Below are 14501 nucleotides of genomic sequence, written 5' to 3' on the forward strand. Positions count from 1 at the left end.
TTGAATCCATTGCTGCCGAACGGATACCGATGCCGTAATGCACCGGTATACCGTTAGATCCTGCGGAGCGGGGTAGGCCGGCGATAGAGACGAAAGTCACGTCGGGAGTAGGCAAACGTCCCCGGGGACCGCGTCGGGCCAGCCGGCGGCCGTCAGTCGGCCAGGGCTATCTCGATCGACAGGCACTCGCCGAGGGCGTGCGCCGCGGGCCAGTCGCCGCCGCGGACGGCGCGTTCGAGGTCGTCGACCAACGGGCTGTGGGCACCCAGTTCGGCCAACCAAGCGGATACGGTGGCGGGAATCTGATTGGCGGGCACGCGGGCGACATGTCCCTCGTGCAGGCGGTCGGTCAGCTGATAGATCGCGGCCGTGGGCTTACGCTGAGGCCAATGCTGCCGCCACTTCGCTGTATTCATGTTCCCTCCCCATTAGCCTTAACGATCCATCCGACCAGTCCCGAAGGTCCGGCCGTAGAGGCCAAGAGCACGATTACCGAAAGGCTTTGGTCTACTTGCGGCCTGCCGAGGTCCCAGTCCGGCAGGGTCTTTTGTCACTGTGGTCACCTACTTACTTCTCCGGCGATGCCGGTGCCGGTCGCGTACCGTACATCGGAGAGGGTGCATCGCCACGTTACTCGCTTCAATGCCCCCGAATTCCGAAACCGGCGAGATGACCGCATTAGCAATGGATTCGCAATCGGGGCGTGACTCGGGTCGGTGTCCGAGACCGACGGGTGGGCCGGTGTGATGTCTGTCAGTGCGCAGGAGCTCGCGGCGGTGCCCGTGTTCGCCGACATCCCGGCCGACGACCTCGCGGGGTTGGCCGCCCTTCTCGAGCCCCTGCACGCCGCCGCCGGCGAGGTGCTGATGCGGCAGGGGGAACCAGCGGAGTCATTCGCGATCATCGCGTCCGGTTCGGTCGTGGTCAGGCACGTCGGCCCGAAGGGACAGGTCACCACCACCGAGCTGTCGTGCGCGACGATCGTCGGCGAGATCGCGTTGCTGCGCCACGCGACCAGAAACGCGACGGTGACCGCGCGGGGGGAGGTGTCGGGCTATACCGGATACAGCGCCGCTTTCGACTCCATGCTGGCCATGCCGGCCGTCGCCGACCGGATGCTGCGTACCGCGCGGCAGCGGCTGGCCGCCTACATCGTCCCCATCCCGGTATCGACCAAAGACGGTGCCGTGCTGTCGCTGCGTCCCGTCCTGCCGGGCGACGCTGAGCGGTTCAAGAGCAGTGGTTCCTTCTCCCGGGAGACGCTGTACCGGCGGTACCAAGGCGGCACTCCGACCGATGCCCGGCTGACCTACCTGTTCGAGGTCGACTATGTCGACCACTTCGTCTGGGTCGTCACCGACGGCGTGGCGGGGCCGGTCGTCGCGGATGCCCGATTCATCCGGGATCAAGACGATCCCGCCTCGGCGGAGGTTGCGCTCACCGTGGCGGACGGCTACCAGGGCCGCGGGATCGGCACGATGCTGCTCGGCGCGCTGGCGGTCGCGGCGCGCGTCGACGGCATCAAGCGGTTCCACGCCCGCGTGCTGGCAGACAACCCGCCCGCGCGCGCGTTGGGCGACAAGGTGGACGCGTGCTGGGCGCACGAGGAACCGGGCGTGGTGACCACGACGGGGGCGATCCCGCGCTTTCGTGATCTGCCCCTCGGTCGCGGCATGTATCAGCAGATCCGGCAGGTGGCCCGCCAGGTGATCCATGCACTCGACTAGGGCGTCGCACCGGACCGCCACCGCTTCGGACCACGCCCCCGGCTTGCCGGCCAAGGACTTTCGCGGGCCCGGCCGGGCCGTTAGGCCCTAACACACGGATTTGCCCGCCTGCTAGCTTGCCACCATGGCGGTACCGACTAACGACGGCGATTCGCGGCGCCACGCCCCTTTGCCATTGAGCCCGCCCGGGGGCGTCGGCCTGGGCGGTGCCGTCAAACCGTTCACCAGCACCGGTCGGTACGTCGCCGAATCGTGGCGCGACTACCTCAGCCAGGCGCCTGACGAGCTTCCGATCGCGCGACCCACCCTCGCCCTGGCGGCGCAGGCGTTCCGCGACGAGGTCGTCCTGATGGGCCTTAAGGCGCGACGCCCGGTCAGCCGGCCCGAGGAGTTCGAGCGCATCACGAGCGAGGTGGTCGCGGGGCTGAAGTTCTACGGCGATCGCGGTTGGCTCGACCACCCGAAAAGATTCTTCGGTGCCCCGCCGCCGCTTACGGACGTCACGATCCGAAGGGTCAAGAAGGGCAGGCGCTCCTTCTACAGAATGGTCTTCGACAGCGGATACCTGCCTCGGCCGGGCGAACCGGGCGGGGACCGGTGGATGAGCTACACCGCAAACAACCGCGAGTACGCCCTGTTGCTGCGTCACCCGCAACCACGGCCCTGGCTGGTGTGCGTGCACGGAACCGAAATGGGCCGAGCCGCTTTGGATCTCGCCCTGTTCCGGGCCTGGCGGTTACACGAAGATCTCGGATTGAACGTCGTGATGCCCGTCCTCCCGATGCATGGTCCCCGGGCCCGGAATCTCCCCAGGGGCGCGGTGTTTCCGGGGGAGGATGTGCTCGACGACGTGCACGCGACGGGGCAGGCGGTGTGGGACATCCGCCGGTTGTTGTCCTGGATACGCCGGCAGGAGCCGGAATCGCAGATCGGGTTGAACGGCCTGTCGCTGGGTGGTTACATCACCGCGTTGGTAGCCAGCCTCGAAGCGGGGCTGACCTGCGCGATCCTCGGAGTGCCGGTGGCCGACCTGGTCGGCCTGCTGAGCCGGCATTCCGGGCTTGGCCCTGACGATCCCCGCCGCCGGACGATCGAACTCGCCGGGCCGATCGGGCGGATGACGTCGCCCCTGTCGCTGGCCCCGCTCGTGCCCATGCCGGGCCGCTTCATCTACGCCGGCCTCGCCGATCAGGTGGTGCATCCACGGGAACAGGTGGTCCGACTCTGGGAACACTGGGGCAAGCCCGAAATCGTCTGGTACCGCGGCGGTCATACCGGCTTCTTCCGCGCGCGTCCGGTACAGCGGTTCGTCGAGGCGGCCTTGCAGCAGTCGGGCCTGCTGAACGGGGCCGCAGACCAGCGCGACCTTCCCGCTTAGTCGCCGAGGTTTCAAAGATGCACCCGCTGGATCCGCTGGACGCGGCGATGATGACCGCGGAGTGGGTGTCCAACCCGATGCACGTCGGCGCCGTGCTGATCCTGTCGCCGCCCGACGACGCCGGGCCAGACTACGTCGACGAACTGCATCGGACGACGCTGGCCGGGAGCGACTCGATCGATCCCCGGCTGTGCAAGTATCCGCATCGCGGTGTGGACACCGGCGGGATGTGGGTTTGGCGACACATGGATCCCGTTGATGTGAGCCGACATTGCCAGCGTCGCACGGTTTCCGGGGACGGGTTCTGGCCGCTCATTTCCGAGCTGGATGCGCTGGGTCTGGATCGGTCGCGGCCGATGTGGATGTCGTATCTGATCGATGGCCTCGACGGGGGCCGCTTCGCTTTCTACATCAAGGTGCACCACACCGTGGTGGACGGTGTGGCCGGTTTCCGGATGATCACCGATGCGCTGAGCGACGACCCGAAACTTCGGTCGATGCGGCCGTTTTACGCCGACTGCCGTCGCGAGGCGCCCGGGTCACCGGCGACGGGCGGTCTGGTGTCTCGGTTGCTGTCGCCGCTGCGGTCGGTGACCGGCGCGGCCGCATCGAGTGCGGGGTTGATCGGGCGGGTGGCCACCGGGGAAATCGCGACGGTGCTGGACGCCCTGGTCGGCCACACCACCGCCCTGCCCCTGGGGGCGCCATACACCCGGTTCAACGACCGCCTGGGCCCCGAGCGCGCGGTGGCCGCGGGCAGCTGGGCACACGATCGCATCCAGGCCGTCCGGCGGGCGGCCGGCGTGACCGTCAACGACGTGCTCACCGCAATGGCGGCCGGTGTTGTGCGGCGCTGGTTGCTGGGTCGCGGGGAACTGCCCGAGCGGCCGCTGGTGGCCGCATGCCCGATCACGGTGCGGGACCCCGATCACGAAGACCCGAACGATCAGCACGCCAACAAGTTTGGGCTGTGGATGTGCCCGTTGGGCACCAACCTGGACGACCCGCTGGCCCGACTGAGCGTAATCCATCGCGCTATGTCGGAGGGAAAGCACTGGGTGGCCAAACGGGGAGCGGCGGCGTCACTGTTGACGAACGCCGGGAGCATCGCCGCGACGGCGATCGGCCCGCTCCTGCCGTTCACGCCGAAAATCCGGACCGGATACAACCTGCCGATCTCGCACGTTCGCGGCCCGGCGGCCGAAATGTATTGGAACGGCGCGCGTATCGAGGAGATGTACCCGGTGTCCACGGTCTACGACGGCCACGGACTCAACATCACCACCTGCTCCTACGCCGAGCGGATCGGATTCGGCTACGCCGCGGGCCGCGACGTGGTGCCCGATATCGAGTCGCTGATACCGCTGACCGAGCAGTGTCTGGCCGAGCTCGAGGACGCCCTGGGTGCCGGCTGACACGCGGCGCCGTGATACGGCGAGGTCGCTCGCCAATGCCCAACGGGGACGAACGGCCCTAGAGCGTCGCCGCTGCGGGCCATAAATTGAGCATCGGACATACCTGGGGATGTCCCGGCACACGCATTCCGACCTCAGTTCCGCGAGTACAGGTGGGTAGGGCTGTGACGTTTTTCAAGGTGGTCGCCGCCGACTTCGACGGCACCCTGACGTCGAGCGGCAAACTGGACCCAGCGGTCCTGCGGGCGATCGACCAGGCACGAAGCGACGGCCTGACGATTGTGGTGGCCACCGGTCGCATCGGGGCCGAGTTGCACGGCGAGTTCCCCCAGTTGGCCGAGCACGTCGACGCGCTGATACTCGAGAACGGCGCGGTGCTGTGGTTCGCCGGACAGACAGAGGCGCTGGCGCCGCCGGTGGGTCCGGACCTTGATGAAGCGCTCACCAAGCGGGGAATCCCGTACCGGCGGGGCGAGGTGTTGGTGGCTGTCGACGGTAAACACCAGGCGGCCGTCTCCGAGGTGATCGGTGAGCTGGGAATGGACTACCAGCAGATACGAAATCGGACCGCGCTGATGGTGCTGCCGGCAGGCATCACCAAGGGAACCGGGTTGACCGCATTCTTGGAGAAGATCAATCTGTCCCCACACAACACCGTGGCCGTGGGCGACGCCGAGAACGATTTGTCATTACTGGCGGTAGCCGAGGTGGGTGCGGCCGTGTCAGACGCGGTCCGATCGCTTCGGCGATCTGCCGATGTGGTCTTGGACGAGCCGGGTGGAGCCGGCGTGGCCGGACTGCTGGCCGGACCGTATCTTTCCGGGGCAGAACGTCTGTGCCCGCCGCGGCACTGGCTGGACATCGGAGCGTTCGAGGACGGAAGCCCTGCCAGGTTGCCGGGCAGCCAGGCACGCATCCTGATTGGCGGGCCGGCCGCGTCCGGAAAGAGCTACCTCGTCGGTCTGATGGCGGAGCGATGGATCTCGGCCGGCTATTGCGTTCTCGTCATCGACCCCGAGGGCGACCACCTGCAGCTGCAGCAACTGGGCCACGTGCAGGTCGTCGACGGCGGCAACCACCTGCCGGAACCGGCCGAGCTTGTCAACGCGCTGCGTCCGAACGCCGGCGTGGTGGTGGACCTGTCGGGACTGGCCGAACCGACCAAGACCGACTACGTGCATCGGCTGCGGTCGACCGCTGAGGCGCACCGCGAACAGTACGGGTTCCCGCACTGGGTGATCTACGACGAGGCCCATCTGCTGGGCAACGCAGAGGAAGCTCACTGGGCACGCCGCGGCGGTTACGTGTTGTGCTCATTCGCCCCCGCGTCATTGCCCGCCCACGAGGCCGACAGCAGTGACGTCGTGCTGGCGCTCACGTCCTCGGACACGGCGACAGACCTCGCCTCGCGGCGCCGCGCCACCATACGATTCGGCTCGGGACCGCCGCGCGAGTTCACCATCGGGGAACGCCATACCAGGCACGTGCGCCACCGCCACAAATACGCCGACATTCACCTGCCGGCGGAGCGGCGGTTCTACTTCCACGCCACAGGGCTGCCCACCGCTCCGGCCGCGACGATGCATGACTTCTCGGTCGCGTTGCGTCAGCTCGACCAACAAGCGCTCGAATACCATCTCGAACGGGGCGACTTCTCCCGCTGGCTGGAAGGCACCATCGCGGATAAAGAGCTCGCGGCGCGGGTGGCCGCCTGGGAGGACGACCTGGAAGCCCGTCGCGCCGCCGATCTGGAACGCATCCGTCGGCAACTCGTGGAAGCTGTCGAGAAACGTTATCTTCCTTCGGAAGAACGCCGGGAAGACCGCCGCTGAGCCAACATTCCGCTTCGAGCGGAGCGGTCAGCCCCGTGCCAGCCGGGATGCGCGGCCCACGTGGGCCATGATGCGTTCCAACACGGTATTGGCCAGATCGCCGTCGTCGGCGACGCGAGACAGGCCGCGGCGCCGCAGGAACGTGTCGAGGCGCCGGTCGGGGGACCAGTCGGCATAAATCGGGCCGAGATACCGCGACTGCAGGAATTCCGAAGCCAGGGCGTCCACGTCAGAGTCGGTCAACAACATCGTCGGGCTACCACCCATAGCCGTGATGCTCCTTTGTTCAGCCGCAAATCGCAACCGCAAAATTACGTCAGACGACGCCATTATTGCGTTACGCCCAGATTGCGGATAGGGCCCAAAGTCATTACCGCAGTCGGCACGCGGTCCCGGGCGCCGATGCCCGGGACCTCGGTTGCGCCGGCTATTTGGCGGCGACTTTTACGTGCTTCTCCTCGGGCGCGGGTTCCGAAACCGGAACGGAGACAGTCAGAATGCCTTTGTCGTACGTGGCCTTGATGTCGTCTTCGTTCGCGTTGGACGGCAGCGACACGGTACGGACAAATGAACCGTAGGTGAATTCCGATCGGCCGTCGAATTCCTTTTTCTCGCTGCGCTCGGCCTTGATGGTGAGCTGGCCGTCGCGCACGGTGATATCGACATCCTTGACCGGGTCGATGCCGGGGATCTCGGCGCGCACCTCGTAACGGCCGTCAACCGTCTCGTCTTCCAACCGCATGAGCCGGGTGTCGAACATCGGACGGATTCCGGCGAACGCCGGGAACGCCGAGAGGAATTCCGAGAACTCCGGGAACAGCGTGTGCGGCTTCTGCGTCGCGGGCAGTGCGGTGGTCATTGTCTTCTCCTGAGATGTTTCTTGTCTTTCCGGACGTCTTCGATCCGACCACGTGAGTCCGCGCCGCGGTAGGGACGGAAGTCCTTATCACGTTTGTGGCGAGGACATTTGGGCGTGCGCACGATCTGTAGGGCGCAGCGCCGCGCGGGAATTCAGCTATTCCGCGGGTGCGAATTTGATCGTGTCCAAAGAGGCCGATCGGCCGCCCGCGGGGGTCCAACGGCCCTAGTGACGGCCGCGGCGTCGCCCTACCTTCGGACAGGAGGCGGCCGTCGAACCGCCTCACCTCGACGACTTTGGAGGTTCAGGTGCGCGATGCGATCCCATTGGGGCGGATCGCCGGCTTTCCGGTGAATGTCCACTGGAGCGTGCTGGTCATTCTGTGGTTGTTCACCTGGAGCCTGGCGAGCACCCTGCCCGGCACTGTCAGGGGATATTCGCCCGTCGCCTACTGGGCGGCCGGGGCGTGTGGCGCGCTGGTGCTGCTGGCCTCGCTGGTGGCGCACGAACTCGCGCATGCCGTCGTCGCCCGCCGCGCCGGGGTGGCCGTGGGAAGCGTGACGCTCTGGCTGTTCGGCGGTGTGACGACCCTGGGTGGCGAGGCGAAGACGCCCCGGGCGGCCTTCCGGATCGCGATTGCCGGCCCGGCCACCAGCCTGGCACTGGCGGCCCTCTTCGGTGGCCTGGTCGCCGCGCTGCCGACGCTGGGCGCCGCCCCCATCGTGGTCGGCGTCGCCTCCTGGTTGGCCGGCATCAACCTGCTGCTGGGCCTGTTCAATCTGTTGCCGGGCGCACCCTTGGACGGTGGCAGGGTGCTGCGGGCGTTCCTGTGGCGCCGCCACGGCGACAGCGTGCGCGCCAGCATCGGAGCCGCGCACGCGGGACGGGTGGTCGCGTTCATCCTGATCGGGTTGGGGTTGGCCGAATTCTTGTTGGGCGGCTTGGTCGGCGGCGTCTGGTTGGCCTTCATCGGCTGGTTCATATTCGCGGCAAGCCGCGAAGAGGAGACGCGGATATCGACTCGGCAGATGTTTTCCGGGGTGCGCGTGGCCGACGCGATGACGGCCCGGCCGCATACCGCCCCCGGATGGATCACCGTCGACGATTTCGTTCAGCGCTATGTGCTCGGTGATCGCCACTCGGCGTACCCGGTCGTGGATCGGAACGGGTCGGTTTCGGGGTTGATCACGTTGCGGCAGTTGCGTGATGTCGCGCCCGGGCGGCGCGCCACCACCACCGTCGGGGAGATCGCGCAACCGCTGCACGAGGTGCCGTCCGGCGCGCCGCAGGAGCCCCTGACCGCCCTGCTGGAGCGGATGGCGCCCGCCGGTCCGCGCAGTCGCGCCCTGGTGTTCGAGGGCGGCCAGGTGGTCGGCATCGTGACCCCAACCGATGTGGCGAGGCTCATCGAGGTGTACCGGCTCGCCCACCCGGACGACGCGAAACCGGCCTCGGCCCAGCCCATTTAGGCCGCGCAGTCGAAGTCAGGGTTTGTGGGCGACGATGGCGACGGCGGCCAGCTGTTTGCGGTGCCGGCGGAACGTGCGGCGCATCGTGAGGACCCGCGTGCGGGCATCCCGGTGGACGAGCACGTTCCGGGCGAACCGCAGCGCCCCGAGCAGCCCCTCGTCGGCGACCAGTCGGCGCGGCTGCAACAGGGCCATCGGGGCCGTCGCGACGTGGTCGACCACCAGCCCGTGGTCGGCCAGCAGCTCCGACCATTCCGCGACCGTCAACGGTCGCGCGTTGACCTTGATCGCGCGGGCCAGCGATTGCCGGATGTCGGTGCTGACCTCCTCCGAGACCGTGTCCGGTGTCAACGCCAATTCGTGGATCGCGTACCGGCCGCGGGGCCGCAGCAATCGCGACGCCTCGGCGACGATGGCGTGCTTGGCCGCGTCGCCCTGCATGGTCAGCATCGCCTCCCCGATGACGACATCGGTGCCGGCGTCCGGTAATCCGGTCGCCGCCGCGTCGGCGACCCGGACGTCGCAGTTCTTGACGCCGAGCCGGGTGAGCACGCCGCGGACCACGTTGGCCGCGTCGGGGTCCGCCTCGGCGCCGACATACGACCGTGGCCGGCGGGCCGCGATTTCGGTGGCGGTGCGGCCCAGGCCCGGAGCCAGCTCGACCACGTCGGCGTCCGCCACCTCGGCGCGGCCCAGCAATGCGCGGGTGAGCTCGGCGCCCCCGGGGCGAAGAACGCGTTTGCCCAGGCGGGCCAACAGCCAATGGCCCGCCACCGTGTCGTCGGCGCGACTCGCTGAAGGCAGGGGAGGCCGCACCTCGGCCCGTGGCTTGATCATCAAAATGCCCGCCCCGCAGGGCTTTTCAGGAACTGTTGCACCGGCTCTCCCATGGCACTCGTTTTTACAAGTGATGTTGTGTAAACTCTACCGCATGACGTACGTGATCGGGAAGCCATGCATCGACGTGATGGACCGCGCTTGTGTGGACGAGTGTCCCGTCGACTGCATCTACGAGGGCGGCCGGGCGCTCTACATCCATCCCGACGAATGCGTGGATTGCGGCGCGTGCGAGCCGGTGTGCCCGGTCGACGCGATCTACTACGAAGACGACCTGCCCGAGGAACTCCGACCGTACCTGGCCGACAATGAGGCGTTCTTCGCCGAAACGCTGCCGGGCCGCGACGTTCCCCTGGGATCTCCGGGTGGGGCGGCCAAGATCGGTCCGCTCGGTGTAGACACGCCTTTGGTGGCCGCTCAGCCGAGGGCCGACCAAGCGGAAGGAGCGTGAGGGTCCCGTGAAGTTGCCGCCCTCGTCGATCGGGGAATCCGCCAGCCGACGCCGCGAGGTGCTGCGGGTGTTGCGGAGGTCGCCCGATCCCATGAGCATCGCCGCGATCGCCGACGTGCTGGGCGTGCACCCGAACACCGTGCGGTTCCACCTTGACAGCCTGGTCGCCGACGGCCAGGTGGAGCACGTCGAACCGGGCCGCAAGGGGCCGGGCCGCCCTCCGCTGATGTTCTGCGCGGTCCGCCAGATGGACCGCGGCGGCACGCGGCACTATCGCCTGCTCGCCGAGGTGCTGGCGACGGCGTTCGCCGCTGAGCCGGACGCCAGCGCCAAGGCGGTGGCCGCGGGCCGGGCCTGGGGGCGCAAGCTCGAGTCCAGTGTGGAAGCGGTGCCGACCGGGCCCGCGAGCGCCGACGACGCCATCGACCATCTGGTCAACATGCTCGACGAGCTCGGTTTTGCGCCCGAACGCCGGGCGGCGCAGGGGGAGCAGCAGGTCGGGCTGCGGCACTGCCCATTCCTGGAATTGGCGGAGAACCGGACGGCGGTCGTCTGCCCCGTGCATCTGGGACTCATGCAAGGCGCCATGGAGGCCTGGGGGGCGCCGGTGTCGGTCGAGCGGCTCGAGGCGTTCGTCGAACCGGACCTGTGTGTCGCGCACCTGGCGCCGCAGCAAGCGGCCACGTGAGCACCGGGCCGGCGATCACCGTCGCCGTCACCTTCGTGTGGCTCGGCATGGTGCTGGCGATCTCGTTCCTGGAAGCCCCGCTGAAGTTCCGCGCGCCCAACGTGACGTTGCAGATCGGGCTCGGCATCGGCCGGCTGGTGTTTCGCGCCCTCAACACCGTCGAGGTCTGTTTCGCCCTCGTCGTCCTGGCGATCGTGGTCGCCGGCCCGATCAGGGCGAACATCGCGGTGGCGATCTTCGTCGCCACCGGCGCGCTGGCCCTGCAGTTGATCGCGGTGCGCCCGCGATTGACGCGCCGATCCGACAGCGTGCTTGCCGGGTCGGACGGACCCCGCTCCCGGGCCCACTACGTGTACGTGGCCTTGGAGGTGGTCAAGGTCGGCGCGCTCGTCGCGGCGGGGATACTGCTACTGACGGCCTGATCGCGTCCGCTCAACCGCAAAGGACTCAGCTATGGAATCGATCTCGTTGACCAACCTCGCGTCCGAAAAGCTCGCCGAGGCAAAGGAATCGCACAGCGGGCGGGCGGCCCACACCATCCACGGTGGCCACACCCACGAACTTCGGCAGACGGTGCTGGCGTTGCTTGCCGGTCACGAACTCGCCGAACACGACAGCCCCGGTGAGGCGACGCTGCAGGTGCTGCAGGGCCACGTCCGCCTGACCACCGGCGGCGACTCCTGGGTCGGCAAAACCGGCGATTATGTCGCGATTCCCGCCGAACGGCACGCCCTGCAGGCGGTCGAGGATTCGGTGGTCATGCTGACCGTGCTCAAGACCATCCCCTCGGCTCACTAGCCGATGCTTTCCACGCCCTGGTCAAGGGACTTCGGGCTGCGGGTGCCGATCGTCAACGCCCCGATGGGCGGGGTCGCCGGCGGCCGGCTGGCCGCGGCGGTCACCGCGGCCGGCGGTCTGGGCATGATCGGCATGGGCAGCGTCGCGACGAGGGAACTGCTCCGCACCCAGCTGCAGCAGGTGCGGGGAACGTTCGGCATCGGCCTGGTCGATTGGGTGATGCGCACCGAGGCGGGGCTGCTCGAGGACGCCCTGGCCGCACGGCCGGCGCTGCTGTCGGTCAGTTTCGGCACCGACTGGTCGTGGGTCGCCAAGGCGCACGATGCGGGGATCCCCGCCGCCACGCAGGTATACGACGGCGTCGGGGCGCGCGAGGCGGCCGACGCCGGCGTCGACATTCTGGTGGCCCGGGGTGCGGAGGGCGGCGGGCACGGGGAGGCGAAGCTCGCGACGCTGCCCCTGCTCGACACCGTGCTGGACGCCGTCTCGGTGCCGGTGCTCGCCGGTGGCGGCATCGCGTCGGCGCGCAGCCTGGCCGCCGTGCTGGCCGCCGGTGCGAGCGGGGCGTGGGTGGGCACCCGCCTGGCGGCCTGTCCGGAGGCGCTCTCCGGCGACGGCAGCCGCCGCGCGCTGATCGCGGCCCGGGCCACCGACACCGCGGTCACGCGGGCCTTCGACGTCGCCCAGGCCCGGCCGTGGCCCGCGCGATTCCCGTCGCGCGTGCTGACCAACGACTTCGTGGAGCGTTGGACGGGCAACGAGGACGCGCTCAATCCGCAGGCCTGCGACGAACTCGTGGCATCGATCGCCGCCGACGATCGCCGCATCGCCCCCGTGGACGCCGGTCAGGGCGTCGGGATGATTCGCGACGACGCCTCGGTGGCCGACGTGATCGACGAAATGTGTTCGGGCGCAGAGCGATTGCTTGCCGGCTGGGGTTCGTAGCGTTCGGCTCAGACGCCGCGCAGATAGCGTTTGGCCATCACGCGCTGGGCCACCGACACCACCGGCCTGGCCGCCTTGCTCCACCAGGTCGCCGGCCGCGAGAACGCCGTCACCTCCGCGAACACCGCGGAGGTGACGGGGTCGCGCCGGACGACGAAGCGTTCCTCACCCGACTCCGGATGTCCCGGCAGGGTGCCGTAGGCGAATCCGCGCATGTCGGGTTCGTCGACGACGTACACCACCCGGCAGGGCGCGGGCAGAAAACCCATCCGCACCACCACCACCGTGTCGACCTCCGCCACCTCGGAGCTGGCCCGCACCCCTAGCCCGGCCCCGCGCTGCATGCCCCAGCGCATGACGGCCTCGGCGGCCCGCTCGAAGCGCTGCCGGCCCGTGCCGATCTGGGTCTCGGTGTGCAGGTGGCCGTATCCCGCGGGCAGCGCGCCGGACGCGGTCGCGCCCACCTCGGTGTACGTCAACGGGAGTTCCTCGAGCGCTGCCAAGTCCACCCGATCAGCTTGCCACGCCGCGATGCGCAGTGGCATTTCCGGCGTACGGTCGTAAAAGTGACCGCACAAAACTCGAAAACCGTTGCAGAAGCTTCCGGAAAGTTCACGCTTGGCGGTGACCTGACCGTCAACCGGCTCGGCTTCGGCGCCATGCGCCTCACCGGCAAGGGCGTGTGGGGCCCGCCCGCCGACCGCGACGAGGCCGTCCGGGTGCTGCGGCGCGCCGTCGAGCTCGGCGTGAACTTCATCGACACCGCGGACTCCTACGGGCCCTACATCGCCGAGGACATCATTCGCGAGGCGCTGCATCCGTACGACGGGCTGGTCATCGCGACCAAGGCGGGGCTGCTGCGCACCGGGCCGGACGTCTGGATCCCGCTGGGCAACCCGAGCTATCTGCGCCAGGAATGCGAGATGAGCCTGCGCCGCCTCGGCGTCGACACCATCGACCTGTTCCAGCTGCACCGCATCGACCGCGACTTCCCGCTGGCCGACCAGGTGGGCGAGCTGCTGGCGCTGAAAGACGAAGGCAAGATCCGCCACATCGGCCTGTCCGAGGTCAACATCGACCAGCTCACCGAGGCCCGGCGGATCACCGAGATCGTGTCCGTGCAGAACATGTACAACCTGTCCGCCCGCAGCGCCGAACCGCTGCTGGACGCCGCGACCGAGCAGGGCATCGGCTTCATCCCGTGGTTCCCGCTGGCCGCCGGCCCGCTGGCCGCCGCCGACGGCCCGCTGCAGCGCATCGCCGCCGAGCACCGCGCGACCCCGTCGCAACTGGCGCTGGCCTGGTTGCTGAAGCGGTCGCCGGTGATGCTGCCGATCCCGGGCACGTCGAAGGTGGCGCACCTGGAGGAGAACGTCGCCGCCGCCCAGATCGAGCTGAGCGACGACGAGTTCGAGGCGCTGTCGACCGCCGCAGGTCAAAAGACCGTCTGACCGCCCCGGGCCGATACGGTGTCCGGGTGACCAGCGAACAGGCCGGGCATCCCGGCGGCGGGTTCAACCCGCCGGAGCCGACGACCAAGGGCGGCCCCGACTACGGCAGGTTCATCGACGCCGTGCGCACCCTGCAGGACCACGCCCGCGCCGTCGACGCGCCCGACGCGGTGATCACCGAGGCCGCCGACCTACTGGACAAGGTGTCGGCGCTGCTCAGCCCATTCGACGCCGACGAGTGGCACTCCCCGTCGGGGCGCCGGATGGACCTGCCGATGCGCGGCAACATCCTGACCGTGCCCATGTCGGCGCGCAGGGGTGAGGACGGCCGCATCCACGGCTCGGCCCGCTTCGCCCGGTTTCATCTCGGCCGCAACGGCGCGGTGCACGGCGGATGCCTGGGAATGCTGTTCGACACCGTGCTCGGGCTGACGGCAGTCCTTCTCACCGGGAGCCGGCGCCAGCGCACGGCATACCTGAAGATCGACTACCGCCACATCGTGCCGATCGAGAAGGAATTGCAGTTCGACGCCGGCGTCGACCGGGTCGACGGGCGCAAGATCTTCGTGTCCGGCCGGTTGACCGACGGCGACACGCTGCTGACCGAGGCCGACGCCCTGTTCGTGCGGCTCAAGCCCGGCCAGCCCTGAA

The 14501-nt window shown here is 68.6% G+C and carries 17 protein-coding genes; 12 read left to right on the plus strand and 5 right to left on the minus strand.

Annotated elements, in window-relative coordinates:
- Positions 1 to 152: 152 nt before the first annotated feature.
- Positions 153 to 416, minus strand: coding sequence for a hypothetical protein (locus tag G6N51_RS00235; RefSeq protein WP_083173250.1), 264 nt, complete (start codon positions 414 to 416; stop codon positions 153 to 155).
- A gap of 330 nt (positions 417 to 746) precedes the next feature.
- Here G6N51_RS00235 and G6N51_RS00240 point away from each other — a divergent pair, with 330 nt between their 5' ends.
- From G6N51_RS00240 to G6N51_RS00255, 4 genes are all read left to right on the plus strand, one after another.
- Positions 747 to 1727, plus strand: a complete 981-nt coding sequence (locus tag G6N51_RS00240) for a GNAT family N-acetyltransferase (protein WP_083173292.1) — start codon at positions 747 to 749, stop codon at positions 1725 to 1727.
- A gap of 124 nt (positions 1728 to 1851) precedes the next feature.
- Entirely contained in the window at positions 1852 to 3105 is a 1254-nt protein-coding gene (locus tag G6N51_RS00245; RefSeq protein ID WP_083173249.1) for an alpha/beta hydrolase family protein, read from the plus strand.
- Between the two features lie 17 nt (positions 3106 to 3122).
- Complete coding sequence (locus G6N51_RS00250) at positions 3123 to 4520, plus strand: wax ester/triacylglycerol synthase family O-acyltransferase (RefSeq protein WP_083173248.1); 1398 nt, start codon at positions 3123 to 3125, stop codon at positions 4518 to 4520.
- 164 nt (positions 4521 to 4684) lie between these two features.
- Entirely contained in the window at positions 4685 to 6352 is a 1668-nt protein-coding gene (locus G6N51_RS00255) for an HAD hydrolase family protein (RefSeq protein WP_083173247.1), read from the plus strand.
- 27 nt (positions 6353 to 6379) lie between these two features.
- Here the strand turns inward: G6N51_RS00255 and G6N51_RS00260 are convergent, their stop codons facing one another.
- Both G6N51_RS00260 and G6N51_RS00265 read right to left on the minus strand, forming a co-directional pair.
- Positions 6380 to 6595, minus strand: a complete 216-nt coding sequence (locus tag G6N51_RS00260; RefSeq protein WP_174814353.1) for a hypothetical protein — start codon at positions 6593 to 6595, stop codon at positions 6380 to 6382.
- Positions 6596 to 6779: 184 nt separating this feature from the next.
- Positions 6780 to 7211: an Hsp20/alpha crystallin family protein gene (locus tag G6N51_RS00265; protein ID WP_083173245.1), complete on the minus strand. Its 432-nt coding sequence runs from the start codon at positions 7209 to 7211 to the stop codon at positions 6780 to 6782.
- A gap of 308 nt (positions 7212 to 7519) precedes the next feature.
- Between G6N51_RS00265 and G6N51_RS00270 the strand changes: the two genes are divergently transcribed.
- Entirely contained in the window at positions 7520 to 8680 is a 1161-nt protein-coding gene (locus tag G6N51_RS00270; RefSeq protein WP_083173291.1) for a site-2 protease family protein, read from the plus strand.
- Positions 8681 to 8695: 15 nt separating this feature from the next.
- On the opposite strand, the gene G6N51_RS00275 is transcribed toward G6N51_RS00270, so the two are convergent.
- Complete coding sequence (locus G6N51_RS00275; protein WP_083173244.1) at positions 8696 to 9517, minus strand: class I SAM-dependent methyltransferase; 822 nt, start codon at positions 9515 to 9517, stop codon at positions 8696 to 8698.
- A 94-nt stretch (positions 9518 to 9611) separates the two neighbouring features.
- On the opposite strand from G6N51_RS00275, the gene fdxA reads away from it, so the two are divergent.
- From fdxA to G6N51_RS00300, 5 genes are read left to right on the plus strand one after another with little or no spacing between them, the layout of a single operon-like run.
- Positions 9612 to 9968, plus strand: coding sequence for a ferredoxin (gene fdxA / locus G6N51_RS00280; RefSeq protein ID WP_083173243.1), 357 nt, complete (start codon positions 9612 to 9614; stop codon positions 9966 to 9968).
- A gap of 7 nt (positions 9969 to 9975) precedes the next feature.
- Positions 9976 to 10656, plus strand: a complete 681-nt coding sequence (locus G6N51_RS00285; RefSeq protein ID WP_083173242.1) for a helix-turn-helix transcriptional regulator — start codon at positions 9976 to 9978, stop codon at positions 10654 to 10656.
- On the plus strand, positions 10653 to 11078 hold the full coding sequence (locus tag G6N51_RS00290) for a hypothetical protein (protein ID WP_083173241.1): 426 nt from the start codon (positions 10653 to 10655) through the stop codon (positions 11076 to 11078). The genes G6N51_RS00285 and G6N51_RS00290 overlap by 4 nt, the downstream gene beginning before the upstream one ends.
- Before the next feature lie 31 nt (positions 11079 to 11109).
- On the plus strand, positions 11110 to 11454 hold the full coding sequence (locus tag G6N51_RS00295; RefSeq protein ID WP_083173240.1) for a cupin domain-containing protein: 345 nt from the start codon (positions 11110 to 11112) through the stop codon (positions 11452 to 11454).
- A 3-nt stretch (positions 11455 to 11457) separates the two neighbouring features.
- Positions 11458 to 12399 carry an NAD(P)H-dependent flavin oxidoreductase gene (locus G6N51_RS00300; RefSeq protein WP_083173239.1) on the plus strand — a complete coding sequence of 314 codons (942 nt, stop codon included), beginning with the start codon at positions 11458 to 11460 and terminating at the stop codon, positions 12397 to 12399.
- Positions 12400 to 12407: 8 nt separating this feature from the next.
- Here G6N51_RS00300 and G6N51_RS00305 read toward each other — a convergent pair whose 3' ends face one another.
- Positions 12408 to 12908 carry a DUF1990 family protein gene (locus G6N51_RS00305; RefSeq protein ID WP_083173290.1) on the minus strand — a complete coding sequence of 167 codons (501 nt, stop codon included), beginning with the start codon at positions 12906 to 12908 and terminating at the stop codon, positions 12408 to 12410.
- Between the two features lie 57 nt (positions 12909 to 12965).
- Here G6N51_RS00305 and G6N51_RS00310 point away from each other — a divergent pair, with 57 nt between their 5' ends.
- On the plus strand, positions 12966 to 13850 hold the full coding sequence (locus tag G6N51_RS00310; RefSeq protein ID WP_083173238.1) for an aldo/keto reductase: 885 nt from the start codon (positions 12966 to 12968) through the stop codon (positions 13848 to 13850).
- 26 nt (positions 13851 to 13876) lie between these two features.
- Positions 13877 to 14500 (plus strand): PaaI family thioesterase, encoded by a 624-nt coding sequence (locus tag G6N51_RS00315; RefSeq protein ID WP_174814275.1) that lies wholly within the window; start codon positions 13877 to 13879, stop codon positions 14498 to 14500.
- Position 14501: the final 1 nt, after the last annotated feature.

This window comes from Mycobacterium paraseoulense, from assembly GCF_010731655.1.
Lineage (GTDB): Bacteria > Actinomycetota > Actinomycetes > Mycobacteriales > Mycobacteriaceae > Mycobacterium > Mycobacterium paraseoulense.